General features: G+C 72.1%; 25 protein-coding genes. 16 read left to right on the top strand and 9 right to left on the bottom strand.

Going from position 1 to position 26,662, the window contains the following annotated elements; translation table 11 throughout:
- Positions 1-150 precede the first annotated feature (150 nt).
- Positions 151-2,034: an ABC transporter ATP-binding protein gene (locus ACZ8ZB_RS03870; RefSeq protein ID WP_470736315.1), complete on the top strand. Its 1,884-nt coding sequence runs from the start codon at positions 151-153 to the stop codon at positions 2,032-2,034.
- Positions 2,035-2,097: 63 nt separating this feature from the next.
- Here ACZ8ZB_RS03870 and secD read toward each other — a convergent pair whose 3' ends face one another.
- The 4 genes from secD to ACZ8ZB_RS03850 are packed head-to-tail and all read right to left on the bottom strand — an operon-like array spanning position 2,098 to position 6,508.
- On the bottom strand, positions 2,098-4,410 hold the full coding sequence (gene secD / locus ACZ8ZB_RS03865; RefSeq protein ID WP_470736314.1) for a protein translocase subunit SecD: 2,313 nt from the start codon (positions 4,408-4,410) through the stop codon (positions 2,098-2,100).
- A 42-nt stretch (positions 4,411-4,452) separates the two neighbouring features.
- A complete protein-coding gene (locus ACZ8ZB_RS03860; protein ID WP_470736313.1) occupies positions 4,453-4,851 on the bottom strand; it encodes a hypothetical protein in 399 nt (132 codons plus the stop codon).
- A complete protein-coding gene (locus ACZ8ZB_RS03855; protein WP_470736312.1) occupies positions 4,848-5,534 on the bottom strand; it encodes a response regulator in 687 nt (228 codons plus the stop codon). Before ACZ8ZB_RS03855 ends, ACZ8ZB_RS03860 begins: the two co-directional genes overlap by 4 nt.
- Positions 5,531-6,508 (bottom strand): HAMP domain-containing sensor histidine kinase, encoded by a 978-nt coding sequence (locus ACZ8ZB_RS03850; RefSeq protein ID WP_470736311.1) that lies wholly within the window; start codon positions 6,506-6,508, stop codon positions 5,531-5,533. Before ACZ8ZB_RS03850 ends, ACZ8ZB_RS03855 begins: the two co-directional genes overlap by 4 nt.
- A 271-nt stretch (positions 6,509-6,779) precedes the next feature.
- Here ACZ8ZB_RS03850 and ACZ8ZB_RS03845 point away from each other — a divergent pair, with 271 nt between their 5' ends.
- The 6 genes from ACZ8ZB_RS03845 (at position 6,780) to ACZ8ZB_RS03820 (ending at position 11,461) form a co-directional block, all read left to right on the top strand.
- A complete protein-coding gene (locus tag ACZ8ZB_RS03845) occupies positions 6,780-7,103 on the top strand; it encodes a TraR/DksA family transcriptional regulator (protein ID WP_470736310.1) in 324 nt (107 codons plus the stop codon).
- Between the two features lie 40 nt (positions 7,104-7,143).
- Complete coding sequence (locus tag ACZ8ZB_RS03840; RefSeq protein WP_470736309.1) at positions 7,144-7,515, top strand: TraR/DksA family transcriptional regulator; 372 nt, start codon at positions 7,144-7,146, stop codon at positions 7,513-7,515.
- Positions 7,512-8,315, top strand: coding sequence for a rod shape-determining protein (locus tag ACZ8ZB_RS03835; RefSeq protein WP_470736308.1), 804 nt, complete (start codon positions 7,512-7,514; stop codon positions 8,313-8,315). The genes ACZ8ZB_RS03840 and ACZ8ZB_RS03835 overlap by 4 nt, the downstream gene beginning before the upstream one ends.
- Before the next feature lie 42 nt (positions 8,316-8,357).
- Positions 8,358-8,981, top strand: coding sequence for an Rv1733c family protein (locus tag ACZ8ZB_RS03830; protein ID WP_470736307.1), 624 nt, complete (start codon positions 8,358-8,360; stop codon positions 8,979-8,981).
- A 433-nt stretch (positions 8,982-9,414) separates the two neighbouring features.
- Entirely contained in the window at positions 9,415-10,419 is a 1,005-nt protein-coding gene (locus tag ACZ8ZB_RS03825) for a glycoside hydrolase family 11 protein (protein WP_470736306.1), read from the top strand.
- A gap of 28 nt (positions 10,420-10,447) precedes the next feature.
- Complete coding sequence (locus tag ACZ8ZB_RS03820; RefSeq protein ID WP_470736305.1) at positions 10,448-11,461, top strand: polysaccharide deacetylase family protein; 1,014 nt, start codon at positions 10,448-10,450, stop codon at positions 11,459-11,461.
- A 51-nt stretch (positions 11,462-11,512) separates the two neighbouring features.
- Here the strand turns inward: ACZ8ZB_RS03820 and ACZ8ZB_RS03815 are convergent, their stop codons facing one another.
- Complete coding sequence (locus tag ACZ8ZB_RS03815; protein ID WP_470736304.1) at positions 11,513-12,157, bottom strand: dienelactone hydrolase family protein; 645 nt, start codon at positions 12,155-12,157, stop codon at positions 11,513-11,515.
- Between the two features lie 14 nt (positions 12,158-12,171).
- Positions 12,172-12,564 (bottom strand): DUF2267 domain-containing protein, encoded by a 393-nt coding sequence (locus ACZ8ZB_RS03810; protein ID WP_470736303.1) that lies wholly within the window; start codon positions 12,562-12,564, stop codon positions 12,172-12,174.
- A 146-nt stretch (positions 12,565-12,710) separates the two neighbouring features.
- Between ACZ8ZB_RS03810 and ACZ8ZB_RS03805 the strand changes: the two genes are divergently transcribed.
- Positions 12,711-13,046: a DUF6343 family protein gene (locus ACZ8ZB_RS03805; RefSeq protein WP_470736302.1), complete on the top strand. Its 336-nt coding sequence runs from the start codon at positions 12,711-12,713 to the stop codon at positions 13,044-13,046.
- 109 nt (positions 13,047-13,155) lie between these two features.
- Here ACZ8ZB_RS03805 and ACZ8ZB_RS03800 read toward each other — a convergent pair whose 3' ends face one another.
- Positions 13,156-13,476: a DUF2795 domain-containing protein gene (locus ACZ8ZB_RS03800; protein ID WP_470736301.1), complete on the bottom strand. Its 321-nt coding sequence runs from the start codon at positions 13,474-13,476 to the stop codon at positions 13,156-13,158.
- Positions 13,477-13,555: 79 nt separating this feature from the next.
- Positions 13,556-14,569, bottom strand: coding sequence for a LacI family DNA-binding transcriptional regulator (locus ACZ8ZB_RS03795; RefSeq protein WP_470736300.1), 1,014 nt, complete (start codon positions 14,567-14,569; stop codon positions 13,556-13,558).
- Positions 14,570-14,871: 302 nt separating this feature from the next.
- On the opposite strand from ACZ8ZB_RS03795, the gene ACZ8ZB_RS03790 reads away from it, so the two are divergent.
- The 4 genes from ACZ8ZB_RS03790 to ACZ8ZB_RS03775 all read left to right on the top strand — a co-directional run bounded on the left by ACZ8ZB_RS03790 (position 14,872) and on the right by ACZ8ZB_RS03775 (position 19,728).
- A complete protein-coding gene (locus ACZ8ZB_RS03790) occupies positions 14,872-16,179 on the top strand; it encodes an ABC transporter substrate-binding protein (RefSeq protein ID WP_470736299.1) in 1,308 nt (435 codons plus the stop codon).
- Positions 16,180-16,271: 92 nt separating this feature from the next.
- Complete coding sequence (locus ACZ8ZB_RS03785) at positions 16,272-17,267, top strand: carbohydrate ABC transporter permease (RefSeq protein WP_470736298.1); 996 nt, start codon at positions 16,272-16,274, stop codon at positions 17,265-17,267.
- A gap of 12 nt (positions 17,268-17,279) precedes the next feature.
- On the top strand, positions 17,280-18,203 hold the full coding sequence (locus ACZ8ZB_RS03780) for a carbohydrate ABC transporter permease (protein ID WP_470736297.1): 924 nt from the start codon (positions 17,280-17,282) through the stop codon (positions 18,201-18,203).
- Positions 18,204-18,291: 88 nt separating this feature from the next.
- Positions 18,292-19,728, top strand: a complete 1,437-nt coding sequence (locus ACZ8ZB_RS03775) for a GH1 family beta-glucosidase (RefSeq protein ID WP_470736296.1) — start codon at positions 18,292-18,294, stop codon at positions 19,726-19,728.
- 283 nt (positions 19,729-20,011) lie between these two features.
- Here the strand turns inward: ACZ8ZB_RS03775 and ACZ8ZB_RS03770 are convergent, their stop codons facing one another.
- On the bottom strand, positions 20,012-20,965 hold the full coding sequence (locus tag ACZ8ZB_RS03770; protein ID WP_470736295.1) for a LacI family DNA-binding transcriptional regulator: 954 nt from the start codon (positions 20,963-20,965) through the stop codon (positions 20,012-20,014).
- A gap of 207 nt (positions 20,966-21,172) precedes the next feature.
- Here ACZ8ZB_RS03770 and ACZ8ZB_RS03765 point away from each other — a divergent pair, with 207 nt between their 5' ends.
- The 4 genes from ACZ8ZB_RS03765 to ACZ8ZB_RS03750 are packed head-to-tail and all read left to right on the top strand — an operon-like array spanning position 21,173 to position 26,637.
- On the top strand, positions 21,173-22,477 hold the full coding sequence (locus ACZ8ZB_RS03765) for an ABC transporter substrate-binding protein (protein ID WP_470736294.1): 1,305 nt from the start codon (positions 21,173-21,175) through the stop codon (positions 22,475-22,477).
- Between the two features lie 10 nt (positions 22,478-22,487).
- Positions 22,488-23,444: a carbohydrate ABC transporter permease gene (locus tag ACZ8ZB_RS03760; protein ID WP_470736293.1), complete on the top strand. Its 957-nt coding sequence runs from the start codon at positions 22,488-22,490 to the stop codon at positions 23,442-23,444.
- Positions 23,441-24,259: a carbohydrate ABC transporter permease gene (locus ACZ8ZB_RS03755; protein ID WP_470736292.1), complete on the top strand. Its 819-nt coding sequence runs from the start codon at positions 23,441-23,443 to the stop codon at positions 24,257-24,259. The genes ACZ8ZB_RS03760 and ACZ8ZB_RS03755 overlap by 4 nt, the downstream gene beginning before the upstream one ends.
- A complete protein-coding gene (locus ACZ8ZB_RS03750) occupies positions 24,256-26,637 on the top strand; it encodes a beta-xylosidase/alpha-l-arabinosidase (RefSeq protein WP_470736291.1) in 2,382 nt (793 codons plus the stop codon). Before ACZ8ZB_RS03755 ends, ACZ8ZB_RS03750 begins: the two co-directional genes overlap by 4 nt.
- Positions 26,638-26,662 lie beyond the last annotated feature (25 nt).

Below are 26,662 nucleotides of genomic sequence, written 5' to 3'. Positions count from 1 at the left end.
GCCCGCCGCAGCCGCCGTACGGCCACGAGCGTGCCCACCGCGACGGCCGCCGGCCACGCGCTGCGGCGGGCCGGACGCCCGTCGACGGCCGGCCGGCGGGACCGGGCCGTCCTTGACCTCAATCATGCTCGAGGTCCTACGGTCGCGTTCATGAGCATGGAGACCACAGCGTGGACACAGTTGCGCGGCGTCATGACCGCGGAGGACGAGCACCGCCCCCTGACCAGGGCGACACTGCGCCGCATCGGCGCCTTCGCCCGCCCCCATCGCCGCCGTCTGGCCCTGTCCGTGCTCCTCGGCACGGCGACCGCGGCGCTCGCCGTCGCCACCCCCCTGCTCGCCGGGCGCGTCATGGACACCATCGTCTCCGGCGGCGACGAGGCCGCGGTGGTCCGCCTGGCCCTGCTCATCGCGCTGATCGCGGTCGTGGAGGCGGCCCTCGGCGTACTCGACCGCAGACTGTCGGCGGCCCTCGGCGAGGAACTCATCCTCGACCTGCGGACCGCGGTCTTCGACCACGTGCAGCGGATGCCGGTCGCGTTCTTCACACGCACGCGCACGGGAGCGCTCGTCTCCCGCCTCAACAACGACGTCATCGGCGCCCAGCGGGCCTTCAGCAACACCCTGTCGAGCGTGGTCGGCAATCTGGTCACCCTGGTGCTCGCCCTCGCCGTGATGCTCACCCTGTCCTGGCGGATCACCCTGCTCGCGCTGGTCCTGCTGCCGGTGTTCGTGGTCCCGGCCCGTCGCATGGGGCGCCGCATGGCCGGGATGCAGCGCGAGGCCGCAGCCCTGGACGCGGCCATGGGCACCCGTATGACGGAACGGTTCTCCGCGCCCGGCGCCACCCTGATCAAGCTGTTCGGACGCCCCGAGGAGGAGTCCGCCCAGTTCGCGCTGCGCGCCCGCCGGGTGCGGGACATCGGCGTCCGCACGGCCACGGCGCAGACGGTGTTCATCACCGCGCTGACCCTGGTCTCCGCCCTCGCCCTCGCCCTGGTCTACGGCCTCGGCGGCGTGCTCGCCCTCGGCGGCGCCCTGGAGCCGGGCGCCGTCGTGGCGCTGGCACTGCTGCTGACCCGGCTGTACGCGCCGCTCACCTCGCTCGCCGGGGCACGGGTGGAGGTGATGAGCGCGCTGGTCAGCTTCGAGCGGGTCTTCGAGGTCCTGGACCTCGAACCGCTCGTCGGCGAGAGGCCGGACGCGCGGGAGGTGCCCGAGGGCCCGGTCTCCGTGGAGTTCGACGACGTCCGCTTCGGCTATCCGTCCGCCGACAAGGTCTCCCTGGCCTCCCTGGAGGAGGTCGCCTCCCTCGACGCGCGCGGCGGTGACGAGGTCCTGCACGGCATCTCCTTCCGCGCCGAACCCGGGCAGACCGTCGCCCTCGTCGGCTCCTCCGGCGCGGGCAAGTCGACCATCGCCCAGTTGCTGCCACGGCTGTACGACGTCGACTCCGGCGCCGTGCGCCTGGGCGGCGTGGACGTCCGCGACCTGTCCGCGGGGTCGCTGCGCGCCGCTCTCGGGATGGTCACCCAGGACGGCCACCTCTTCCACGACACGGTGCGCGCCAATCTGCTCCTGGCCCGGCCGGAGGCCGACGAGTCCGATCTGTGGGACGCCCTGCGCCGGGCCCGCCTCGACGCCCTCGTACGGTCCCTGCCCGACGGTCTGGACACGGTGGTCGGCGAACGCGGCTACCGGCTCTCCGGCGGGGAGCGCCAGCGGATGACCATCGCCCGGCTGCTGCTGGCGCGCCAGCGCGTGGTCATCCTCGACGAGGCCACCGCGCACCTGGACAACACCTCCGAGGCGGCCGTGCAGGAGGCGCTCACGGAGGCGCTGGAGGGCAGGACGGCGGTGGTGATCGCCCACCGGCTGTCCACCGTCCGCGCCGCCGACCTCATCCTGGTCGTCGAGGCCGGCCGGATCGTGGAACGCGGCACGCACGAGCGGTTGCTGGCCGCGGACGGCCGCTACGCCGAGCTGTACCGCACCCAGTTCGAGCGGCAGCCGGGGGAGGCGGTGGTGGCGTAGCGGCGGTGCCGCACGAAGGGGGAGGGCCGCCCGTGCGGGCGGCCCTCCCCCTTCCGCCCGTTCCTACCGTGCCCGTGCGGCCTGGGCCCGGTCCGGGCGCTCCGCGGCGCCGGGCTTCGCCCGCCCGGAACCGCCCCGGCCACGACCCCGGCCGCCCTTGCCGCCGCCGGTGGACGAGCCGAGCACGACGGCGAGCGGCGAGGCGGTCAGGACCGACGAGTACGTGCCCACGAGCATGCCGATCAGCAGCGCGAGCGCGAAGTCGGTGAGCGAGTCGCCGCCCAGCAGCGCCAGCGCGGCCAGGATGAAGATCACACCGATGCCGGTGTTGACCGTGCGGGGCACCGTCTGCAGGATCGCCTGGTTGGTGACCTGGGACAACGGCGCCTTGCCGTCCTTCCGCCACAGCTCGCGGATCCGGTCGAAGACCACCACGGAGTCGTTCACCGAGTAACCGATCACGGTGAGCAGCGCGGCCAGGAACACGCCGTCGATCGGCTTGCCCAGCCAGGCGAAGACGCCGGTGAGGATCACCACGTCGTGCGCCAGGGCGGCCACCGCCCCCGCACCGAACATCCAGCGGAACCGGAAGGCCAGGTACAGCAGCTGGGCGCCGAGGGCCAGACCGAGCGCGATCAGCGCGTTGCGCCGCAGCTCGTCGCCGAGGCTCGGGCCGATCAGCTCGTCACGGACCTTCTCGGCCCCGCCGCCGGCCTCCGCGACGGCGCCGGCCACCTCGACCGCCTCCGCGTTGGTCAGCTCCTCGGTGCGCACCGTCAGCTTGTCGTCGCCGGAGGACTGCACGACCGCCTGCGGGAAGCCGGCGTCGGCCAGGGCCTCACGGGCCCGGTCCGGGTCGACGGTCTCGCTGGTGGAGTACTCGATGAGGCGGCCGCCGGTGAACTCCACGCCGAAGTTCAGCCCGCGCACCACGATGCCCGCGCCGGCGACGGCGAGCACCACGGCGGACACCGCCAGCCAGCGGAGCGGGCGCCGCATCAGCTGCGGGTCGCGGCGGGTGAGGTACGTACGGACCCGGCCGACGGAGGCCAGGCCGGTGACCTTCGGCCGCCGGTGCACCCAGCGGCGGGCCACGGCGAACTCCGCGAGCACCCGGGTGATCACCAGGGCGCTGATCATGGAGGCGAGCACACCGATGCCCAGCGTGACGCCGAAGCCCTTCACCGGACCGGAGGCGAGCAGGAACAGCAGCGCCGCCGCGATCAGCGTGGTGATGTTGGAGTCCGCGATGGCGCTGAACGCGCCCTTGAAACCGGCGGTCAGGGCGGAGCGGCTGCTGGGCCGGCTGCGCTTGCCGTACTCCTCCCGGGCCCGTTCGAAGACCAGCACGTTGGCGTCCACGGCCATGCCGATGGCCAGCACGAAACCGGCGAGACCGGGCAGGGTCAGGGTCGCGCCGAGGGCCGCCAGACCGGCGTAGGAGATCAGGCCGTAGCAGAGCAGGGCCAGGGTGGCCAGGACACCCATGAGCCGGTACACGACGATGATGAAGACCGCGGTCAGCGCGGTGCCGACGACGGCCGCCCAGGCGCTCGCCTCGATGGCCTCGGCGCCCAGCGTCGGGCCCACGGTCCGCTGCTCGACCGTCTCGACCGGCACCGGCAGGGCGCCGCCCTTGACCAGCAGGGCGAGTTCCTTGGCCTCGTCGCTGGTGAAGGAACCGGTGATCTGGGTGGACCCGCCGGTGATGCCCGCGCCGCACGCGACGGACGGGTCGACCTGCGGCGAGGAGATGATCTTGTCGTCCAGGACGATCGCCACCCGGCGCTGCGGGTCGCCCGCCGGATGGCAGGCGGCCTCGCCGGTCAGCTTCGCCCAGCCCTTGTCGTCCTCGAAGTCCACGGTGACGTGCCAGCCGGCACCGCTCTGCGGGTCGAAGCGGCCCTCGGCGTCCTTCACGTCCTGGCCGGTGAGCGCCGCGGCGGCCAGCCGCAGCCGTTCACCGGACTGCTCGTCGGGCAGGACGCGTTCGCCCTCCGCCCGGTCCTCGTCGGACCCGCCGGCGGCGCCGAGCACCGCATGGACGGAGAGCTGCGCGGTACGGCCGAGGACGTCGGCGGCCTTGCGCGGATCCTGCACGCCGGGCAGCTCGACGATGATCCGGTTGTCCCCGGAGCGGACGATGCTCGGTTCGGCGACACCGAGCGCGTCGACACGGCCGCGCAGCACCTCCAGGGTGCGGTCGGTGGCCTCCCCGTCGGCCTTCACGGTTTCGGTGGAACGGGTCTCCAGCACGATCTGGGTGCCGCCCCGCAGGTCCAGGCCCAGACGGACCGGAACGGTGACGGCGATGAACACGGATGCGGCGATCACGGCGAGCGCGAACAACGCCCTGACGCGGGCGGGACGTTTCACAGATGCCTCCAGCAGGCACGCGGAAAGAGGAAGAGGGGAATCTCAGGTGCTGGAGGCCGGGGGCGGGGCGCGCCCCAGGTCCGACGGCATGTGCGCGGCGGCGGGCTGCGCGTGCCCGGCCGCCGGCGCGGGCCGGGCCGGCCGGGGCGGGACCGTCGGCGTGTGCGCCGGGGTGAAGAGCAGGTGTCCGGCGGGCACCGTCCGCTCACCGGTGTCCCGCTCCGGCCGGGTGAACAGGGTGCGGGCGCCGACGTAGGCGTCGTCGCCGTACGGACGGGTGTCGGACTGGTACGCCGACGGGGTGGGTGACGCCGCGGCGCGGGCCGGTCCCGCGCCGTGGGCGAACCCGAGGGCCAGCAGCACGGCGGCGAACGCGGCGAGGGCCGCCGCGGCGGCCCGGTACGGAAGGTGGGCGGAGCGTCCCCGCCGGCCGGCGGTCAAGGCTCGACGAGCCCGGCGCGGATGGCGTAACGGGTCAGTTCGAGGCGGTCCCGGAGCCCCAGCTTGTGCAGCAGGTTCTCGCGGTGCCGCTGGACCGTCTTGACGCTGATGAACAGCAGCTCGGCGATCTCCTTCGACGAGTGGCCCTCGGCGACGAGCTTGAGCACCTCCTCCTCGCGCGGGGTCAGCAGCTGCTCCGACGCCTCCTCGCCGTGCCTCACCCGGTCGAGGTAGTTGCGGATCAGGGCGGTCACCGCGCCCGGGTACAGGAACGGCTCGTCCCGCATCGCGGCCCGGCAGGCGGCGACCAGGTCGCGGTCCGCGACCGACTTCAGCACGTAACCGCCGGCCCCGGCCTTGAGCGCCTGGAACAGGTACTGCTCGTTGTCGTGCATCGTCAGCATCAGGATGCGCAGCCCCGGCTTCAGCGCGGTCAGCTCACGGGCGGCCTGCAGACCGGTCAGCCGCGGCATGGCGATGTCCAGGACGGCCAGGTCGACCTCGTGGGCGCGGGCCATGGCGATCGCCTCCGCGCCGTCACCCGCCTCGGCGACCACCTCCAGGTCCGGCTCCCGGTCGAGGATGAGCCGCACGCCGCGCCGCACCAGCGCGTGGTCGTCGGCGAGCAGGATCCGGATCGTGGGATCCGGCCGGTGGTCGTCGTGGGTGTCCTGGTGGTTCATGACTGCTTCCTGGCGGTGGGCACGGTCAGCCGGATCCGGGTGCCGGCCGGTGGCGCGACGGTCTCGTCGGGACTGGCGATGTCCAGTGTGGCCCCGATCAGCAGGGCCCGTTCCCGCATTCCGCGAAGCCCGGCGCCCTCGTGCGCGGCCCCGATGCCGCGGCCGTCGTCGGCCACCTCGAGGACGACGCACCCGTCGGCGCCGCGCAGGCTCACCTCCACGCACCGTGCCTCGGCGTGCCGCGCGGCGTTGGTCAGGCTCTCCTGCGCCACCCGGTAGATCACCAGCTCCGCCTCGTGGTCGAGAGCGGGCAGCTCGGGCGCGAAGCGGCGCAGCACGCGCAGCCCGGTGTGCGTGGCGAACTCGGTGGCCAGCGAGGTGACCGCACTGACCAGGCCCAGATCGTCCAGCACGCCCGGACGCAGCCGGCGCACCAGCCGGCGGACCTCGTCGAGGCTCTCCCGGGTGATCTCCTGTACCTGCTGGAGCTCGCCGCGCAGCGGCTGGGACGCCTCGTCGGACGCCCGCTTCAGGGCCAGCAGCACGGCGGTCATGCTCTGCCCGACCTCGTCGTGCAGCTCCTGGGCGATACGGCGCCGTTCGCCCTCCTGGGCGAGGATGGCGCGGGCGCTGCTCGCGACGCGTTCCCCCTCCAGCCGCTCCAGCATCGAATTGAACGTGCTGACCAGTTCGGCGACCTCACCGCCGCCGCGTACCGGCAGCCGCTGACCGGGACGCAACAGGTCGACGGTGGTCATCAGCCGCGTCACCCGGTCCAGCGGGGCGAGGCCGATGCGCAGCAGGGCGGCGTTGGCGACGAGCATGACGCCGAGGCCGCCCACCAGGATCACCGCCTCGGTCAGCAGCACCGGAACGGACACGGTCACCGGAGCCCACAGCAGCAGCGCGGTGGCAGCGCCCAGCACCACCGCGTTGAGCCCGAAGATCCGCCAGTACAGGGACACGGAGGTCACGCCTTCCTCTTTCTCGTCTGCCTCTACTGTCGGTCACCGCGCCCTCGAACGCGGCTGCGGCCCCCTTGTCCCGGCGGACACCGGCCAGCGTGCACCAGGGACGGGCTCCGGTCGATGGGCCCCGTGCCCCATTTCCCGCGGCCCGCCCGACCCATGTCGCCCGGGGTGGGTCCTCGGACCCCGCGCAGATGGGTACCGCGCCCGATGGGCGCCGGGACGGAAACGGGCGAGGGTGAGGACATCACCCGTACGTCATCCAGGAGGACCCTCCGTGTCGCTCGACCTGCCCCGCACCGAACCCCGTTCCGCCCACCCGGCCGCCGACGAGGTCCGCCAACGCCTCGAACACGCCCGCACGACCCGGCTGGCGCAGCTCAAGGCCCTCGACGAAACGGGGCAGAGCCCGGGCGACCACCTGATGTCCAACCAGAAGGACGCCATCACCCGTGTCCTGACGGAGATCGACGAGGCGTTCGCGCGCGTCGAGGACGGCACCTACGGCACCTGCCTGGGCTGCTCCAAGGCCGTACCGCCGGAGCGGCTGGAGATCCTCCCGCACACCCGGTACTGCGTCGGCTGTCAGGGCCGGGCCTGACCCCGTCCGTCCTCCTCTCCCGCTCTGCCCAAGGGGTGCAGTGGTGATCCACCAGACCATCGGCGAGCGCGACACGGTCCTCACCCCCGAGGACCTCGCCGCGCTGCGCGAGAACCTGCACGAGCAGCGGCTGTTCCGGCAGGAGCAGCTGCGGCAGTTCGCCGTCCACTCCTCGAGCCGTGCCGACGACCGCCGTCAGACGGACGCCGCGCAGATCGAGGTGGGCGTCAAGCTCGCGGCGTCCGCCCGCATGGTGCTCGCCGACGTCGAGGCGGCGCTCGCCCGGATGGACTCCGGGCAGTACGGCACCTGTCACCTGTGCCGCCGCGCCGTCGAACGCCACCGCCTGCTGATCGTCCCCCAGGCCCGCTACTGCGGGCGCTGCCAGCAGGTGAGGGAGGCCGGTCGGTGACCGTGATCCGGCGTTCCCTTCCGACACCGGTACGGCACCGGCACTGGCCGCTGTGCAGGCGCTGCTCGGGGATCGCTCTCGACCTGGGCAGCGCCCGCACACGCGCGTGGATCGCCGGGCGGGGCATGGTCCTCGACGTGCCCACCGTGACCTTCCCGGGCACCGGCGCGGTCCACCCCATCCAGCGCGGCACCATCGTCGACACCCCCGGCACGGCCCGGATGCTGGAGCGGCTGCTCGGACACCGGCTGCCCCGGCTCGGCCGCCCCCTGGTCGTCGTCACGGCGCCGGTCCTGGACGGGCTCGCCTTCCGGACCGCCGCCCGCACCGCCGTCGAGATCCTCCGTCCGCGCGCCGTGCTGACCGTTCCCGGCGCCCGCGCGGTGGCCCTGGCGGCGGGCGCCGACCACATCCGTCCGCTGCTCGTCGTGGACATCGGCGCCCACCTCACCGAGGTGGTGCTGCTCGTGGACGGCGCGGTGACCGACGCCCGCCGCACCGCGCTGGGCACCGCCGACCTGGCCGACGGCACACCACCCGGCGACATCACCGCCGCGGTGGCCGACATGGTGGCTGCGATGCGGCGCCAGGACCGTACCGCGCTCACCCGCACCGCCCTGCGCCGGGGAGTCCTCCTGGCCGGCGGCGGCGCACTGCGCCCCGACATCACCCGTGACCTCCCCGCCGGCCTCGGCTGCGCGGTCCAGCAGGTCCCGTCGCCGCACACCGCCGCCGTCCGGGGCGCCGCCGGCCTCCTCGCCGCGGCGCACCACCACCCCTCGGTCACCGGAACCGCCTGACCGCCCCTCTGCCCGAGCCCCGGCAACGGAAGGAGACCCGACGTGGCCGGCGAGACACCTCCGGCACAGCCGCCCCCCGGCCCGCCCCCGCGCCCCCTGCTGTGGCGCTGGCGGCACAACCCCCTGCGCCGCCGCACCGACACGCTGCACGCCTGGATCGGCCTCGGGGCCCTGATCGCCGTACTGGCCGTGGCGCCCGTGGCCGCCGTCCTCGTCGGCGACGCCGCCCGCCGGCACTACGAGGACACCGCCCGCCACCAGAACCTGACCCGGTACGAGACCACCGGGACCCTGGTCGAGGACGCGCCCCGTCACCCGGAGCCGGGTTCGGACGAGGAGAAGCAGACCCGCTATCCGGCCGAGGTCCGCGTCGTCACCCGCGAGGGACGCACCCGCACCACGCGGACCGAGGTCCAGCCGGGGCTGACCGCCGACAACACCGTCCGCCTCTGGATCACCGCCGACGGCGAGGCGACGGACCCGCCGCTGACCGCCAAGGAGGTCCGCAGCCGCACCATGGGCTGGTCCCTCCTCGCCGCGATCGGCGTCGCCCTCACCGGTGCCGCCGCCCATGCCCTGGCCGGCCTGGCCCTGCGCCGCCGCAACCTCGCCGACTGGGACACGGCCTGGGCGGAGACGGCCCCGCGCTGGACGACCCCCACATGAGGCACGGTCACCGGGGCCCGGCCGGTGACCGCGGTGGCGACCCATGCCCCCGAGCCTGACCGGCGGCGCCGACGACTCCCCCTCCCGTCGGGTCCGGTGACCGCAAGGCCGGCCTCGCCGGGCAGACGCGTCCTTCCCGCCCACGGAGCCCGGACGTCGAGCAGGCGTCCGGGCTCCGTGGGTGGGGGCGTTCTTCGTTCGAAACTTTCGATGAATCGTCATAGAACTTCGACTGTCATTCCGCACCCGGTGTGATCCGATTCAACTCGACCGGTTCAGCACCCGCGCTGAGCTGTAGATACGTGAATCCATCCGCTTCTTCTGATCGACCGAAGATTTCGAAACATTCACCGAAACTGTTGACGGTTGACGCGCACAGGCCAACACTGTCCGGCATCGAGCCCTCACCGAGCCGTCACAGGAGGCGCACTCCATGCACGTGTTCACCCGACCAGGAAGCCGCAGGCGAGGCCGCCTGCTGCCGAGCGTCAGAAGCGCCTGGACCGTCGCGCTGGCCGCCGTCACCGCGCTGCTCCTGACCGCCACCACCGCGACCGCCGCCGTCACCACGAACCAGACCGGCACCAACAACGGCTGGTGGTACTCGTTCTGGACCGACTCCCAGGGAACCGTCTCCATGGACCTGGGCTCCGGCGGCAACTACGGCACCCAGTGGCGCAACACCGGCAACTTCGTCGCCGGCAAGGGCTGGAGCACCGGCGGCCGCAAGACGGTCACCTACTCGGGCTCCTTCAACCCGTCCGGCAACGCGTACCTGACGCTCTACGGATGGACCACCGGCCCGCTCATCGAGTACTACATCGTCGACAACTGGGGCACCTTCCGGCCCACCGGTGAGTACAAGGGCACCGTCACCAGCGACGGCGGCACGTACGACATCTACAAGACGACCCGGTACAACGCCCCCTCCATCGAGGGCACCAGGACCTTCGACCAGTACTGGAGCGTGCGGCAGTCCAAGCGCACGGGCGGCACCATCACCAGCGGCAACCACTTCGACGCCTGGGCGAGCAAGGGCATGAACCTGGGCAGCCACAACTACATGATCATGGCCACCGAGGGCTACCAGAGCAGCGGCAGCTCCAACATCACGGTGAGCGAGGGCTCCGGCGGCGGCGGTGGCGGCGGCGGTGGCGGTGGCGGTAACCCCGGCGGCTGCACCGCGACCCTGTCGGCCGGCGAGAAGTGGGGCGACCGCTACAACCTCAACGTCTCGGTGAGCGGCTCCAGCAACTGGACCGTGACGATGAGGGTCCCCTCCCCGGCGAAGGTCTCCTCCACCTGGAACACCAGCGCCTCCTACCCCGACAGCCAGACCCTGGTCGCCAGGTCCAACGGCGGCGGCAACAACTGGGGCGCGACGATCATGGCCAACGGCAACTGGACCTGGCCGTCGGTGTCCTGCAGCGCAGGCTGACCCCCCCCCACGAGGAGGACCACCGCAGATGACCACCGGAAAACGACCGCCCGCCACCCGGTCCCTGGTGTCGGGACTGGCCGTCGCCGCGCTGACCCTGGCCGGCACCGCCACCACGGCCCTCGACGCCGCACCGGCACACGCCGCCGCCTGCAACGGCTACGTCGGGCTCACCTTCGACGACGGCCCGTCCACCGGCACCACCATGAGCCTGCTCAACGCGCTGAAGCAGAACGGGCTGCGGGCCACGATGTTCAACCAGGGCCAGTACGCCGCCGCCAACCCCTCCCTGGTCAAGGCCCAGGTCGACGCCGGGATGTGGGTCGCCAACCACAGCTACACCCACCCGCACATGACCCAGCTGAGCCAGGCGCAGATGGACTCCGAGATCGCCCGCACCCAGCAGGCGATCGCGAACGCCGGCGGCGGCACGCCGAAGCTGTTCCGTCCGCCGTACGGCGAGACCAACTCGACGCTGCGCGCGGTCGAGGCCAAGTACGGCCTGACCGAGATCATCTGGGACGTCGACTCGCAGGACTGGAACAACGCGAGCACCGACGCCATCGTGCAGGCCGCCTCCCGGCTCACCAACGGCCAGGTCATCCTGATGCACGACTGGCCGGCCAACACCATCGCCGCGATCCCGCGCATCGCGCAGAACCTGGCCTCCCGGGGCCTGTGCGCCGGCATGATCTCCCCGCAGACCGGCCGCGCCGTCGCCCCCGACGGTTCCGGCGGCGGGGGAGGAGGCGGTGGTGGTGGCGGCGGTGGCGGCACCGCCTGCACCGCGACCCTGTCCGCGGGCAACCGCTGGGGGGACCGCTACAACCTCAACGTCTCGGTCAGCGGCGGCAGCGACTGGACGGTGACCATGAACGTGCCGTCCCCGGCCAAGGTCTCCTCGACCTGGAACGTCAGCACCTCCTACCCCAGCAGCCAGACCCTCGTCGCCAAGCCCAACGGCAGCGGCAACAACTGGGGGGTGACGATCATGGCCAACGGCAACTGGAACTGGCCGACCGTCTCCTGCAGCACGGGCTGAGCCGGGGGCGAGCCGCGGCGTACGGCGCGCCGCGGCTCGCCGCACGTCCCGTCACAGGTGGTCACGGAACCAGTCGGCGGCGAGCTCGGCCACCTGTTCCAGCGCTCCGGCTTCCGGAAAGAGATGGGTCGCGCCGGGCACGACGTGGAGGTGGTGGGCGGCGGCGGACAACCGTCCGGCGGCCCGGCGGTTGAGGTCGAGGACCGTCTCGTCGTCGCCGCCCACGACGAGCAGCACCGGGGACGAGACCAGGGCCAGCGCATCGCCCGCCAGGTCCGGGCGTCCGCCCCGCGACACCACCGCCGACACCCGCCGGGGACGTTCGGCCGCCGCCACCAGGGCGGCCGCCGCCCCCGTGCTGGCCCCGAACAGGCCCACCGCGAGATCCGCGGTGTCCGGGCGCTGCTCCAGCCAGTCGATCGTGTGCGCCAGCCGCCGGGCCAGCAGGCCGATGTCGAAGCGGTGCCGGCCGCTCGCGGCGTCCTCGCCCTCCTCCTCCTCGGTCAGCAGGTCGAGGAGCAGCGTGCCGAACCCCGCCAGCTGCAACGCGGTGGCGACGGCCCGGTTGCGGGGGCTGTGCCGCGAACTGCCGCTGCCGTGCGCGAACAGCACCATGCCCCGCACTCCGGCCGGAATCTCGAGATCACCGGCCAGGGCCGCCCCGCCCGAGGGGACCGTCACGGACTCGGAAACCACGCCCGTTCACCTCCTCAGTCGGTGTCGTCGGCACGTCCGGCGGGCAGCAGACCGCCGATGTCCCTGGGCAGTGCGGCGACCAGCTTCTCCGTCAGCTCCGGGGTGAGGGCCGCGTCGAGCACCTCCAGTACGGCGGCGGCCTCGCGCACGGCCGCGTCCTCGTCCGTCTCCGCGCGGCCGGCGATCCGTCCGGCGAACGCCGTCAGGTCGAAGCGCTCGCCCGAGGTGGTCTGCCGCATGGGCGCGGCCAGGGTCGGCGGCAGCTGGGCGGCCACGTGGCCCGCCAGCCCGGCCGGCAGCCGCTCGGCCAGCGTGCTCAGCACGGCCCGGGTCGCCCGCTCGGACGTCCCCCGGTCCGGCAGCCGGGTGAGAGCCTGCACCTTGCCGATGAACTCGTCGTGCTGCATGAGGCGGTGTCCTTCCTCATGGTCCGGTGGTCGGCGGTCGGTTCCGGGGCGAGTACCCGCAACGGGCGCGCGTCAACGGACAGCGGTTTGTCACCGGAGGCGGCGGCTACCCGGCCCGCGTGCCCCCGACGGAGGAGGTGTCCGGCGTGCGTGACCCACGTACCGATCCCACCCGCGAGCCGGTCTCCCGGGCCCGTTCCGGAACGATCGGCCGCCGCTTCCCGCGGACCGGCACCGAACCGGTCACCGCGCGGAGCCCGCTGCGCCTGCGCCTGCTGCTCGCCGCGGTCTTCCTGCCCCTCTTCCTCGCGGGCGCCGCGCTGTTCGGCGTCTGGGCCGCGGGGGCCGACGCCGGTGACAGCCCCGGCCGGGGCCCGCTGGTCCTGCTCGCCGTCGTCTGCGGCGTGCTCGCGCTGACGGCCCTCCTGGACCTGATGGTCGTACTGCGCCGTCTGCGACGGGAACGGGGCGCCGCCCGCTGAGCACCCCGCGGACACCGGCCGGGGCGGCGGTCCCCGGGGGGCCGGGGCGCGGGCGGGCCCCCGCGCGGGGACGGGTACCGGCGCGGCCCGCCCGTACCGTCTGCCGGGTTCAGCGGTCCAGTTCGTCCTCCACCGGCGGCTTGGGCACCTCACGCAGGTGCTGGGACTGCCCCTGCCGGCCGCCCGCACGGGCCTGCCGCGCCTGCTGCGCGGGGCTCGTGCCGAGGTCGGAATCGGGGTCCACGCGCACCGACCGGGCCACCTCCTCACGATTGGCGTACTGCTCGGCCGGAATGCCGCGCAGCGCCTTGACGACGTCCTGCGAGGCCCCCGACCGGCCGGCCGCCTGGACCAGGTCGTCCTTGCCGGCCGGGAAATCGACGTCCTTGATGGCGTTCACCACGTCCCGGGCGCTCGTCCTGTGGGCCATGGCTCCTTCTCCCTCGTCGCAGTGCTGGGACCCCCCGGGTAACCGCCGTCGCCCGTCCCTCACCTCCGCGGGGGCCCCGCTACGACGACTCCCGCACCACCAGCTCCGTGGGCAGCGTCCGCTGCTGCCGCGGCCCGCCCTGCTGGGTGATGCCGGTGAGGATCCGGGCCATGGTGCGGCCTATCTCCTCCACCGGCTGGCGCACGGTCGTCAGCGGCGGGGCGGTGTGACGGGCGAGGACGGAGTCCTCGTAGCCGACGACGGCGACGTCGTCGGGCACCCGCCGCCGTCGCCGTCGCAATTCGGCCAGGGCGCCGACCGCCATGAGGTCGGAGGCGGCGAAGACGGCGTCCAGATCCGGGGCGCGTTCAAGTAGCGAACGCATGGCCCGGCGGGCGCCCTCCTCCGTGAAGTCGCCTTCTTCCACCAGCAGTTCGTCCGCGGGCACCCCCGCCTCCCGGTGGGCGGTGCGCCAGCCGGCGAGCCGGCTGCGGCCGACGTCCATGTCCAGCGGGCCGGCGATCGTGGCGATCCGTCTCCGGCCGCGGTGCAGCAGGTGCCGTACCGCCGCGGTGGCGCCCCCGGCGTTGTCGGAGTCGACGTAGCTCAGCCGTTCGCCCGCGTCGCGGCGGCCGGCCAGCACGGTGGGCAGGCCCATCTCCTCCAGCATGCCCGGCAGCCGGTCGTCGGCGTGCACGGAGACCAGCAGGACGCCGTCCACGCGGTGCGCCGCCACCGTCTCGGTGAGCTGGTCGCGCTCGGCCTGGTCGCGGACGAGCATCAGCTGGAGCTGGGTCCGGCTCTCCGCGAGGGCGCCGCTGACACCGCGGATCAGCGCGGCGAAGAACGGTTCCGAACCGAGCCGGCTCTCCGACTCCGGGATCACCAGGGCCACCGCGTTGGTGCGGTTGGTCACCAGGCCGCGGGCGACCGAGTTGGGGACGTAGTTCAGCTCCTTGATCGCGGCCAGGACCCTCGCACGGGCGTCGGCACTGACCAGCTCCGAGCCGTTGACGACGCGGGAGACCGTGGTGCGGCCCACGCCTGCACGGGCCGCGACCGTTTTGATGGTCGGACGGCGGTTGCCGCTCATGTGCTCCCCCCTGGGCGGCCGCGGCGGCGATGCCTGCCGCGGAGATGACCTGCGGCAATTCTTGCAGACGCCGCCGTCGGCCCGGCACGCCCCGGGGCCGGGACGGCGACCGCGGGGACCGGCGCGGAACGACGAGTTGGTTTCAAGTTATTGACATACCCATCTGCTTGCCATGAGTCTTCGTTGCGCGGTGGGAACGTGCCCACCCCAGAGTGGGCACGTTCCCATCCTTATCAGAGCCGCTGTAGTCATCGCAGAACTCGTCACTCCGGTGTGTCAGCGCCGTCGCTAGGAGGAGATCCATGGGCACTTACGGTTCATTGCGCAGGAAGACGGTGGCGACCGCCGCGACCGTCGGCGCGCTGGCACTCGTCGTCGGCTGCAGCGGCGGCGACGACTCGGTCACCGGCGGTGGCAAGAAGGACGGCAAGGTCACCATCACCATGGGCCTGTACGGCGTGATGGGCCTCAAGGAGACCGGTCTCCTCGAGCAGTACGAGAAGGAAAACCCCGAGGTCGACATCAAGGCCGAGATCGCCGGTGACGAGCAGACGTACTACACCGCGCTGCAGACCAGGCTCGCCGCCGGCGACGGCCTGAAGGACATCCAGGGCATCGAGATCGGCCGGGCCAAGGAGATCACCGAGACCCAGGCGGACAAGTTCGCGGACTTCGCCGGCATGGCGGGCACCGACCACTTCCTGCCCTGGAAGGAGTCCCAGATCAGCACCGAGGACGGCAAGGTGCTGGGCCTGGGCACCGACATCGGCCCGATGGCCGTCTGCTACCGCAAGGACTACTTCGAGCAGGCCGGCCTGCCCATCGACCGCGAAGAGGTCGGCAAGCTGTGGGAGGGCGACTGGAAGAAGTACGTCGAGGCCGGCCGCACCTTCAAGAAGGACTTCAAGGGCGACAAGGTGGCGTTCACGGACTCGGCCAGCGGCCTGTTCAACGCCATGGTCTACGGCCACCCCAAGCAGTACTACGACGAGAAGGGTGAGTTGATCTACGACAAGAACCCGGTCGTCAAGGATGCCTGGGCCCTCGCCTCCGACGCCGCGGAGGAGGGGCTGACCGCCAAGCTCCGCCAGTTCCAGCCGGGCTGGGACCCCGGTCTGGCCAACGGCACGTTCGCGACCGCCGTGTGCCCGGCCTGGATGCTGAGCCACATCAGCGAGAAGGCCGGTGAGGCCAACAAGGGCAAGTGGGACGTCGCCCGGGCGCCCAAGGGCGCCAACTGGGGCGGCTCCTTCCTCGGCGTGATCGAGAAGAGCCCGGTGAAGGAGGAGGCCAAGAAGCTCGTCGCCTGGCTGACCGCGCCCGAGCAGCAGGCCCACATCTTCAAGGAGATCGGCAACATCCCGTCCTCCGAGAAGGCCCTGGAGAACCCCGACGTGAAGAACGCCACCTCGGAGTACTTCGACAACGCCCCGATCGGCCAGATCTTCGGCGCCGCCGCGCAGGAGATCCCGGACGAGCAGGTCCTCGGCCGCAAGGACGGCACGATCAAGGACACCTTCTCCCAGGGCCTGGCCCTGATCGAGCAGGGCACCAAGCGTGACGAGGCGTGGGAGACCACCACGGAGCGCATCGAGAAGGCGGTCGGCTGACCGACGCCCCCGCGGTCGCCCGGGCCCGCTCGGCATCCCGCCGACGGGCCCGGGCCCCGGCTCACACATCCGCTCTCAGGAAGGAAAGTCCGGTGGCCACCTCCACCACCAAGGCCCTGACCGGCGAGGAGCCGCCGGCCCCGCCCGGCGCCTCGGGCGGCGGGAAGACCGACCGACGGCGCAGCGCGCTGCTGCACCGGCTGGACGTCAAGGGCGCGCCGTTCGCGTTCGTCGCCCCCTTCTTCATCGTCTTCGCCGCGTTCAGCTTCTACCCCCTCGTCTACACCTCGTGGATCTCCCTGCACGACGTGGAACTGGCCACCCTCGACGTCATGGAGTGGGTGGCGTTCGACAACTACGTCGAACTCTGGGGCGACTCGCAGTTCTGGAACGCGCTGCAGAACACCGTCACCATCGGCGTCATCTCCACGGTGCCGCAGCTGATGATGGCGCTCGGCCTGGCACACCTGCTCAACTACCGCATGCGCGCCTCGCTGTTCTTCCGCGTCGCCTCGCTGGTCCCGTACGCCACCTCGGTCGCCGCCGCCGCGCTCGTCTTCACCATGATCTTCGAACGCGACTTCGGCATGATCAACTGGGCGCTCGGCTCGGTCGGCATCGACCCGGTGGACTGGGAGGCCGACAAGTGGCCCGCCCAGGTGGCGATCTCCACCATCGTCATCTGGCGCTGGACCGGCTACAACGCGCTGCTCTACCTGGCCGCCATGCAGGCCATCCCCGCAGAGCGGTACGAGGCGGCGTCCATCGACGGGGCGTCCCGGTGGAAGCAGTTCACCCAGGTCACCGTCCCCGGCATCCGCTCCACCATCGTCTTCACCATCGTGCTCTCCACCATCGGCGCCACCCAGCTGTTCGGCGAGCCGCTGATCTTCGGCCAGGGGCCCAACGGCGTCACCGGCGGCGCCGACAACCAGTACCAGACGCTGGGCCTGCTGCTGTACGAGGAGGGCTGGAAGAACTACCAGATGGGCCGCTCGGCGACCGTCGCCTGGGCGATGTTCATGCTGCTCGTCCTCGCCTTCGCGGCGCAGCACCTGATCAAGCGCCTGCGTTCCCGCACGTCCTGACCTGGAGTCACCATGACCACCAACAGCCTCCCGGTCCGGACGGAGCCCCCGGTCCGGACCCCCGTCGAGAAGCCGGCCGGCCGCGGCGGCCGCCGGCTGCTGCGCCAGGGCGCCGGCCGCCAGCACCACGCCGGGCCGCTCGCCTACGTCCTGCTCGTCATCATGGCGGTGCTGTCGATCTTCCCGCTGTACTGGACGATGGTGGCGGCCTCCACCGACAACACCCGGGTCAGCCAGACCCCGCCGCCGTTCCTGCCCGGCCCGAACCTGTTCAGCAACCTCGCCCGGGCCTGGGACGAGGCGGCGATGGGCAAGGCCATGATCAACAGTCTGATCGTGGCCGGCGTGATCGCCCTGTCCACGGTGATGTTCGCGACGCTGGCCGGATTCGCCTTCGCCAAGCTGCGGTTCAAGGGGCGCAACATCCTGCTCATGCTGGTGATCGGCACCATGATGGTGCCGCCGCAGCTCGGCGTCGTACCGCTGTTCATGATGATGTCCGAGCTGGGCTGGTCGCAGCAGCTGCCCGCCGTCATCTTCCCCACGCTGGTGAGCGCCGTCGGCGTGTTCTTCATGCGGCAGTACCTGTCCGAGGCGCTGCCCGACGAACTCGTCGAGGCCGGACGCGTGGACGGGGCGCACTCGCTGCGCATCTTCTGGAGCATCGTGCTGCCCGTGGCGCGGCCCGCGATGGCGGTCCTGTTCATGATCACGTTCGTGCACGCGTGGAACGACTTCTTCTGGCCGTTCGTGGTGCTCGACATGACCAATCCGACGGTCCCCGTCGCCCTCACCCAGCTCAGCGCGGGCTACGTCCGCGACCAGTCGCTGATCATGGCGGGCGCGCTGCTCGGCACGCTGCCGCTGCTGGCGATGTTCATCGTCTTCGGCCGCCAGATCGTCAGCGGCATCATGGCCGGCGCCGTCAAGGGCTGAGCCGGGGGCACACCCGCCGCGCCCGGCCCCGCACATCCACCCCCACCAGGCATCCGCCTGCGAACCCCCCTACCCCGAAAGGACTTACGTGGTCACCGCACAGCAGACCGCGTCCGCCCCGGACGCCGCCCGCACCTTCCCCAAGGGCTTCATCTGGGGATCCGCGACCGCTTCCTACCAGATCGAGGGGGCCGCCTCCGAGGACGGACGCACACCGTCCATCTGGGACACCTACGCCCGCACCCCGGGCCGGGTCCGCAACGGCGACACCGGTGACATCGCCACCGACCACTACCACCGCTGGCGCGAGGACGTCGCCCTCATGGCCGAACTGGGCCTGGGCGCCTACCGGTTCTCCCTCGCCTGGCCCCGGATCCAGCCCACCGGCCGCGGCCCCGCGGTGCAGAAGGGCCTGGACTTCTACCGGCGTCTCGTCGACGAGCTGCTGGACAAGGGCATCCAGCCCGTCGCCACCCTCTACCACTGGGACCTGCCGCAGGAGCTGGAGGACGCCGGCGGCTGGCCCGAGCGCGCCACGGCCGAGCGGTTCGCCGAATACGCGGCCCTCGCCGCGGACGCCCTCGGCGACCGGGTGAAGACCTGGACCACCCTGAACGAGCCCTGGTGCAGCGCCTTCCTCGGCTACGGCTCGGGCGTGCACGCCCCCGGCCGCACCGACCCGGTCGCCGCGCTGCGCGCCGCCCACCACCTCAACCTGGGCCACGGCCTCGCCGTCCAGGCGCTGCGCGACCGCCTCCCGGCCGCCGCCCAGTGCTCGGTCACCCTCAACATCCACCACGTCCGCCCGCTCACCGGCAGCGACGCGGACGCCGACGCGGTCCGCCGGATCGACGCGCTCGCCAACCGGGTCTTCACCGGCCCGATGCTGCAGGGCGCCTACCCGGAGGACCTGCTCAAGGACACCGCGGAGCTCACCGACTGGTCCTTCGTGCGCGACGGCGACCTCGAGCGGATCCACCAGCCGCTGGACTTCCTCGGCGTCAACTACTACTCGCCCACGGTCGTCTCCGAGGCCGACGGCAGCGGCACCCACACCTCGGACGGACACGGCAACAGCGCCCACAGCCCCTGGCCGGGCGCCGAGCGGGTCGCCTTCCACCAGCCGCCCGGCGACACCACCGCCATGGGCTGGGCCGTCGACCCCACCGGCCTGTACGACCTGCTGAGCCGGCTCTCGTCCGACTTCCCGAAGCTGCCGCTGGTCATCACCGAGAACGGCGCGGCGTTCGACGACTACGCCGACCCCTCCGGGAACGTCAACGACCCCGCCCGGATCGCCTACGTACGGGGCCACCTGGCCGCCGTCCACCGGGCCATCGTCGACGGCGCGGACGTGCGCGGCTACTTCCTCTGGTCGCTGCTGGACAACTTCGAGTGGGCCCACGGCTACAGCAAGCGCTTCGGCGCCGTCTACGTGGACTACCCGACCGGCACCCGCATCCCCAAGGCCAGCGCCCGCTGGTACTCCGAGGTGGCCCGCACCGGCGTCCTGCCCGGCGCCTGACCCCGTGTGCCGCCGGCCCCGGTGTCACCTGTCCAGGTCACCGGGGCCGGCGGCGTCACGGGCGGCCCGTGCGCCGGCGCACCGCGTCGCCGAGGGCCTTCGGGACATCCGGATCCCCCTCGCTCCTCCCGGACTTCGCTCCGCCGCCCCGGGACCACGGCCGGAGGCCGCGGCCCGGGGCGGCGCCCGGTCCGTACGGACGCCGCACCCCCCGCCGGGCCTCCCGCCGACGCGGCGCCGCACAGCGGGCCGGCCGCCCCCGCGGCGGCCGGCCCGGCGCCGTTCAGGCCCCCTTGGGCGCAGCGGTGCTCTGCCGCACCACCAGGCGCGTCGCCAGCTCGATGCGCTGGGCGGCCGTGCCGGGGTCGCCCGGCCGGAGCAGCATCCGGGCGGCCTCCTCGGCCATGTGCCGCAGCGGCTGGTGGACCGTGGTGAGCGGCGGGCTCGACCACTGCGCCAGCGGTACGTCGTCGTAGCCGACCACCGACAGGTCCTCCGGCACGCGCAGGCCCTTGACCCGGGCCGCCTCCAGCACGCCGAGCGCCTGGAGGTCGCTGCCCGCGAAGACGGCCGTGGGCCGGTCGGGACCCTCCAGCAGGTCCATGGCGTGCTCGAAGCCGCCCTGCACGTGGAAGTCGCCGAAGCGCATCAGCCGCGGATCGGTCTCCAGACCCGCCATGGCCATGGCCGAACGGTAGCCGTCCAGGCGCGCCAGTGAGCACAGCACGTCCTCGGGCCCGGTGATGATCGCCACCCGCTCGTGCCCCTGGTCGGTGAGGTGGCGGGTGGCGGCGAGGCCGCCGGCCCAGTTGGCCGAGCCGACCGAGGGCACGTCCGGGTCGGGGTCGCCCGCCGGGTCGATGACGACGAAGGGGATGGCCGCCGCCCTGAGCCGGCGTTTGACGTCCTCCGGGAGCGTGGAGAAGACCAGCACGACACCCAGCGGCCTGCGCTGCAGCACGCCGGGCAGCCAGTCCGGCGCGGGCGCGTGCCGGGTACCGCTCTCGGTGAGCACCACCGTCGCGCGGTTCTCCCTGGCGACGTTCTCCACGCCCCTGATCAGCTCCATCGCCCAGACGCTCTCCAGTTCGTGGAAGACGAGCTCGATGAGCGGGGAGCGGGACGCCGCCTGGGCGCGCCTGCGGTAGCCGTGGACCTCCAGGAGCCGCTCCACCTTGGCCCGGGTCGCGCGGGAGACATCCGAACGGCCGTTGAGTACCTTCGAAACTGTCGGCATCGAAACGCCGGCCTCTTTCGCGACCGCGGCCAGGGTCACTCTGCCGCTCACCTCGTCGTCATCGTGCATACCCGCAGGATAGGGCACCGCGCGTCGATAACGGTTTGGGCGAGTCCCGTTCCGACCGTTGACCGAAACACGGGTCTGACCTACTGTCCCACGGCATGGACTTTCGGTGATGATGCCGAAACTTTCGAAAGGCGAACGATGAAGACACGTGCGCGCTTGCCCAGACTGGTCGCCTGCGGTGCGACGCTCACCCTCGCACTGAGCCTCTCGGCCTGCGGCGACGGGAACGGCGGGGCGTCGGCGGACGACGGCAAGATCCATGTCCTGGTCTACGGGGACGCCACCAACAAGGTCGAGAAGCAGCTCGTCGACAAGTTCAACAAGACCTCCGACGTCAAGGTCGTCCTCGACACCATCCCCGGTGCGGACTACCAGAAGAAGCTGCAGACGATCATCAACACCCCCCAGGCCCCGGACGTCTTCTTCAACTGGGGCGGCGGCAGCATCAAGCCGTTCGTCAACGCCGGCCTGCTGATGCCGCTCGACGACTTCATCAAGAAGAACCCGGACCTGGAGAACAAGTTCCTGCCGTCCGTCTTCAACAACGCCGTCGTCGACGGCAAGCCGTACGGCATCCCGATGCGCGGCACCCAGCCGGTCCTGCTCTTCCACAACAAGGCGGTCCTCGACGAGGCGGGCGTCAAGCCGCCGAAGACCTGGGACGAGCTGCTCGACGCGGTCGGGAAGCTCAAGGACCAGGGCGTCACGCCGATCGCGCTCGGCGGCGGCGACGTCTGGCCGACGCAGATGTGGTTCCAGTACCTCTACGACCGCATCGCCGGTCCTGAGCTGTTCGCGAAGGCCGTCGGGGGCGACAAGAGCGCCTGGGAGAGCGCGGACAGCAAGAAGGCCCTGGACATGATCCGGGAGCTCGTCGAGGCCGGCGCCTTCGGCAAGAACTACGACTCCGTCAAGTACACCAACGGCGGCTCGGTCCAGCTGGTGGCCTCGGGCAAGGCCGGCTTCGAGCTGATGGGCTCCTGGTACTACTCCCAGCAGCTGACGGACCACCCGGAGTTCGCCGAGAAGGACCTCGGCTACACCGCCTTCCCGACCGTCGAGGGCGGCAAGGGCGACCCGGCCAACGTCGCCGGCAACACCAACAACTACTACTCGGTGATGAAGAAGACCAAGCACCCCGAGGCCGTCGCCGAGTTCCTGAAGCTCATGTACTCCGACGACTTCGTCAAGGCGCAGCTGGAGGTCGGCAACCTGCCGACCACGACCAACACCGACAAGTTCGTCGAGACCGCGGGCAACGCCGAGTACTCGCGCTTCCAGTACGACCTGGTCGCCGACGCCCCGTCGTTCCAGCTGTCCTGGGACCAGGCGTACCCGCAGAAGGCCAGCTCGGACCTGCACAAGGCCGTCCAGCAGTTCTTCAACGGACAGCTCGACACGGACGGCTTCATCAAGGCCATGCAGGCCCTCCCCACCGAGTGACGAACGGCTCATGACGACACAGATCACGAGCGCCCGGCCCGCCGCCGGACCCCTCAAGGGGTCCCGGCGGCGGCCGCCCGCCTCGTCCGCAACGAAGGTGGGCCGCCCCGGCTTCGCCTGGGCGCTGCCCGCCGCAGTGTTCTTCACCCTCTTCGCGATCGTCCCGCTGATCATGGTGGCGGTGCTGTCCTTCATGAGCTGGGACGGGCTCAGCTCGCCCGAGTTCGTCGGCACGGACAACTGGTCGCGCCTGATGGACGACCCGGTGATGCTCAAGAGCATCTGGCTGACCCTGCTGCTGACCGTGCTCGGCGTGGTCCTCCAGACCCCGCTGAGCATCCTGCTCGGCGTCTGGGCCGCCGGTCACCAGCGCAACCGGGCCGTGCTGTCCGTCATCTACTTCATCCCGCTGCTGCTGTCCGCGACGGCCGTCTCCGTGCTGTGGCGGGCGCTGCTCGACCCGAACTTCGGCATCCCGGCCGAGGCCGCCTGGCTGTTCGGCGACGGCAACCTGTTCGGTGAACAGGCCACCGCCATCGGGGTGCTGGCGTTCGTCAGCACCTGGCAGTTCACCCCGTTCCACACGCTGATCTACCAGGGCGCCGCCCGCGCGATCCCCCAGGTGCTCTACCAGGCCGCGGAGATCGACGGGGCGGGCCGCTACCGGCAGTTCTTCCACATCACCCTGCCGCAGCTGCGCAACTCGATGATCACCTCGATGATCCTGATGATCGTCGGCGGTCTGACCACCTTCGAGACGGTCCTCATCCTGACCCAGGGCGGCCCCGGCACCGACACCACCATCAGCGCCTACTACATGTACGACAAGGCGTTCAAGAGCTTCGACTACGGCACCGGCTCCGCCATCGCCCTGGCCCTGGTCCTCGCGTCCACGATCATCTCGCTGATCGTCGTCCGGGTCTCCGGCTACGACAAGATGCGCAGCTCCATGGAGGGTGTGTCATGAGGCGCCGACCGAACTACGTGGCCGGCGTCGGCTCCCTCTTCTGGCTCTTCCTGGTCGGCCTGCCGCTGTACGTGATGCTCGCCGCGACCCTGCGCACCCGCCAGGACTACGCCGAGAACGGCCCGGTCTCGATCCCGGACAGCTTCACGCTGGACAACTACACGGGCGCCTTCGACTCGGGGTTCGGCCAGTACTTCTTCAACACGCTCGTCGTCACCGCCTGCGTGATCGGCATCGTGCTGCTGCTGGTACCGCCGCTCGCCTACGCGATCGTCCGCAGCCGCGGCAGGGCCACGTCGGCGATCTTCCGGCTGTTCCTGCTCGGCCTCGCCATCCCGGCCCAGGCCGTCATCGTGCCGATGTTCTACCTGATCAGCGAAGCCGGGCTGTACGACAACCTGCTGGGCGTCATCCTGCCCACGGCCGCGTTCTGCCTGCCGATGTCGGCGCTGATCCTCAGCGGCGCGATGCGCGACATCTCGCCGGAGCTGTACGAGGCCATGGCCATGGACGGAGCCACCCCGCGGCGCATGTTCTTCCAGCTCGTGCTGCCGCTGTCCCGGGGCGGACTCTCCACGATCGTGGTCTTCTCCGCGCTCCAGGCGTGGAACGGCTTCCTGTTCCCGCTCGTGCTGACCCAGTCCGACTCCACCAAGGTGGTCACCCTGGGTCTGTACAACTTCCAGACCGAACACGGCATCGACATCCCCGGTCTGCTGGGAGCCGTGGTGCTGTCCATGGTGCCCATCCTGCTCGTCTACCTGTTCGCCCGTCGCGCCCTGGTCCAGGGTCTGATGGGCGTCGGAGGAAAGTGACTGCCGACGTGGCCGTAGAGACCACCCCCGAAGCCCCCCTCTGGAACGACCCCGACCGTCCCCTCGCCGCCAGGGTCGACGCGCTCATCGGCGCGATGACCCTGGACGAGAAGATCGCGCAGCTGTACGGCGTGTGGGTCGGCGCGTCCGCCAACGGCGGCGAAGTCGCCCCGCACCAGCACGACATGGAGGAGGCCGTCGACCTCGACGCGCTCCTGCCCAGCGGACTGGGCCAGCTGACCCGCCCCTTCGGCACCGCCCCCGTCGACCCGGCCCTCGGCGCGCTCTCCCTGCTGCGCACCCAGTCCCGCATCACCTCGGCGAACCGCTTCGGCATTCCCGCCGTCGCGCACGAGGAGTGCCTGGCCGGCTTCGCCGCCTGGGGCGCCACCGCCTATCCCGTCCCGCTGTCCTGGGGCGCCACCTTCGACCCCGACGTGGTGCGCCGGATGGCCGCCGCGATCGGCCGCGACATGCGCTCCGTCGGCGTCCACCAGGGCCTCGCGCCCGTCCTCGACGTGGTGCGCGACGCCCGCTGGGGCCGGGTGGAGGAGACCATCGGCGAGGACCCCTACCTGGTCGGCACCATCGGCACCGCCTACGTGCAGGGCCTGGAGTCCGCCGGGATCGTCGCCACCCTCAAGCACTTCGTCGGCTACTCGGCCTCCCGCGCCGGGCGCAACCTCGCCCCCTCGTCCATGGGCGCCCGCGAACGGGCCGACGTCCTGCTGCCGCCGTTCGAGATGGCGATCCGCGAGGGCGGAGCCCGCTCCGTGATGCACTCCTACACGGACACCGACGGCGTGCCCTCCGCGGCCGACGAGAGCCTGCTGACCGGACTGCTCCGCGACACCTGGGGCTTCGAGGGCACCGTCGTCGCCGACTACTTCGGCATCGCCTTCCTCAAGATCCTGCACGGCATCGCGGGCGACTTCGCCGACGCCGCGGGCGCCGCGCTGAGGGCCGGCGTCGACGTCGAGCTGCCCACCGTCAAGACGTTCGGCGCGCCGCTCGCCGAGGCCGTCGCCGACGGCCGCGTCCCCGAGGCGCTCATCGACCGCGCCCTGCGCCGCGTCCTCGGACAGAAGGCGGAGCTCGGCCTGCTCGACCCGGACTGGAGCCCGGTCCCGCCCGCGCTCGACGGCGCGGACCTGGACGACCCGGAGGTCCTGCGCGGCACGATCGACCTGGACCGGCCCGAGAACCGGGAACTGGCCCGCGAGATCGCCGAGAAGGCGGTCGTCCTGCTCACCAACGACGGCACCCTGCCGCTCGCCGCCCCCCGCCGCATCGCCCTGGTCGGCCCCAACGCGACCGAGGGCACGGCCGTCCTGGGCTGCTACTCCTTCCCCCAGCACGTGGGCGTGCAGCACCCGGACGTCCCGGTCGGCATCGACCTGCCCACCCTGCGCGAGACCCTGGCCGCCGAGTTCCCCGACGCGGAGATCACGGTCGCCCGCGGCACCGGCGTCGACGACGGGGACCTCTCCGGGATCGGCGAGGCGGTGGCCGCGGCGGGCGGGGCGGACCTCGTCATCGCCGTCCTCGGCGACCGCGCGGGCCTGTTCGGCCGCGGCACCAGCGGCGAGGGCTGCGACGCGGAGTCCCTCGCCCTGCCCGGCGCCCAGCAGCAGCTCCTCGACGCGCTGCTCGACTCCGGCACGCCGGTGGTGACCGTCCTGCTCGCCGGACGGCCGTACGCGCTCGGCCGCGCCGTCGCCGAGTCCGCGGCGATCGTGCAGTCCTTCTTCCCCGGGGTCGCGGGCACCCGGGCGATCGCCGGCATCCTCAGCGGCCGCACGAACCCCTCCGGACGGCTCCCGGTCAGCGTGCCGCGCGGCCCGGGCTCCCAGCCGACCACCTACCTCGGCGCACGCCTCGCCCAGGCCAGCGAGGTCTCCAACATCGACCCGACCCCGGCGTTCGGCTTCGGCCACGGTCTGACGTACACGAGTTTCGCCTGGAGCGACCTCGCGGTGGACACGCGGGAGGCGGGCACGGACGGCGAGTTCACCCTCGCCCTCACCGTCCGCAACACCGGCGAACGGGCCGGCGCCGACGTCGTCCAGCTCTACCTGCACGACCCGGTCGCCTCCGTCGTCCAGCCGGTGCAGCGGCTCGTCGGTTACGCCCGGGTGGAACTGGAGCCGGGGGAGTCCCGTCGCGTCCGCGTCACGGTCCCGGCGGACGTGGCCTCCTTCACCGGCCGCGACGGCCACCGGATCGTCGAACCCGGCGACCTGGAACTCCGCCTGGCCGCGTCGAGCACCGACGCGCGCCTGACGGCGACGGTCACCCTGACCGGCCCGGAACGCCGGGTGGACCACACCCGCCGCTTCCACGCGGTCTTCAGCCAGGAGGCGGCCCCGGAGGCGTGACCCGGACCCGCCCCCGAATCCGGCC

This window comes from Streptomyces sp. 12E (assembly GCF_055633275.1).
This window is presented reverse-complemented; position numbering and strand designations above follow the sequence as displayed.

Excerpts from the sequence above, each read along its gene's own strand:
- ACZ8ZB_RS03855 (WP_470736312.1), bottom strand. The coding sequence starts at position 5,534 with ATGAACCACCAGGACACCCACGACGACCACCGGCCGGATCCCACGATC.
- ACZ8ZB_RS03800 (WP_470736301.1), bottom strand. The coding sequence starts at position 13,476 with ATGGCCCACAGGACGAGCGCCCGGGACGTGGTGAACGCCATCAAGGAC.
- ACZ8ZB_RS03770 (WP_470736295.1), bottom strand. The coding sequence starts at position 20,965 with ATGCCGACAGTTTCGAAGGTACTCAACGGCCGTTCGGATGTCTCCCGC.
- ACZ8ZB_RS03790 (WP_470736299.1), top strand. The coding sequence starts at position 14,872 with ATGGGCACTTACGGTTCATTGCGCAGGAAGACGGTGGCGACCGCCGCG.
- ACZ8ZB_RS03810 (WP_470736303.1), bottom strand. The coding sequence starts at position 12,564 with ATGCAGCACGACGAGTTCATCGGCAAGGTGCAGGCTCTCACCCGGCTG.
- ACZ8ZB_RS03765 (WP_470736294.1), top strand. The coding sequence starts at position 21,173 with ATGAAGACACGTGCGCGCTTGCCCAGACTGGTCGCCTGCGGTGCGACG.
- ACZ8ZB_RS03795 (WP_470736300.1), bottom strand. The coding sequence starts at position 14,569 with ATGAGCGGCAACCGCCGTCCGACCATCAAAACGGTCGCGGCCCGTGCA.
- ACZ8ZB_RS03870 (WP_470736315.1), top strand. The coding sequence starts at position 151 with ATGAGCATGGAGACCACAGCGTGGACACAGTTGCGCGGCGTCATGACC.
- ACZ8ZB_RS03825 (WP_470736306.1), top strand. The coding sequence starts at position 9,415 with ATGCACGTGTTCACCCGACCAGGAAGCCGCAGGCGAGGCCGCCTGCTG.
- ACZ8ZB_RS03820 (WP_470736305.1), top strand. The coding sequence starts at position 10,448 with ATGACCACCGGAAAACGACCGCCCGCCACCCGGTCCCTGGTGTCGGGA.
- ACZ8ZB_RS03780 (WP_470736297.1), top strand. The coding sequence starts at position 17,280 with ATGACCACCAACAGCCTCCCGGTCCGGACGGAGCCCCCGGTCCGGACC.
- ACZ8ZB_RS03755 (WP_470736292.1), top strand. The coding sequence starts at position 23,441 with ATGAGGCGCCGACCGAACTACGTGGCCGGCGTCGGCTCCCTCTTCTGG.
- ACZ8ZB_RS03760 (WP_470736293.1), top strand. The coding sequence starts at position 22,488 with ATGACGACACAGATCACGAGCGCCCGGCCCGCCGCCGGACCCCTCAAG.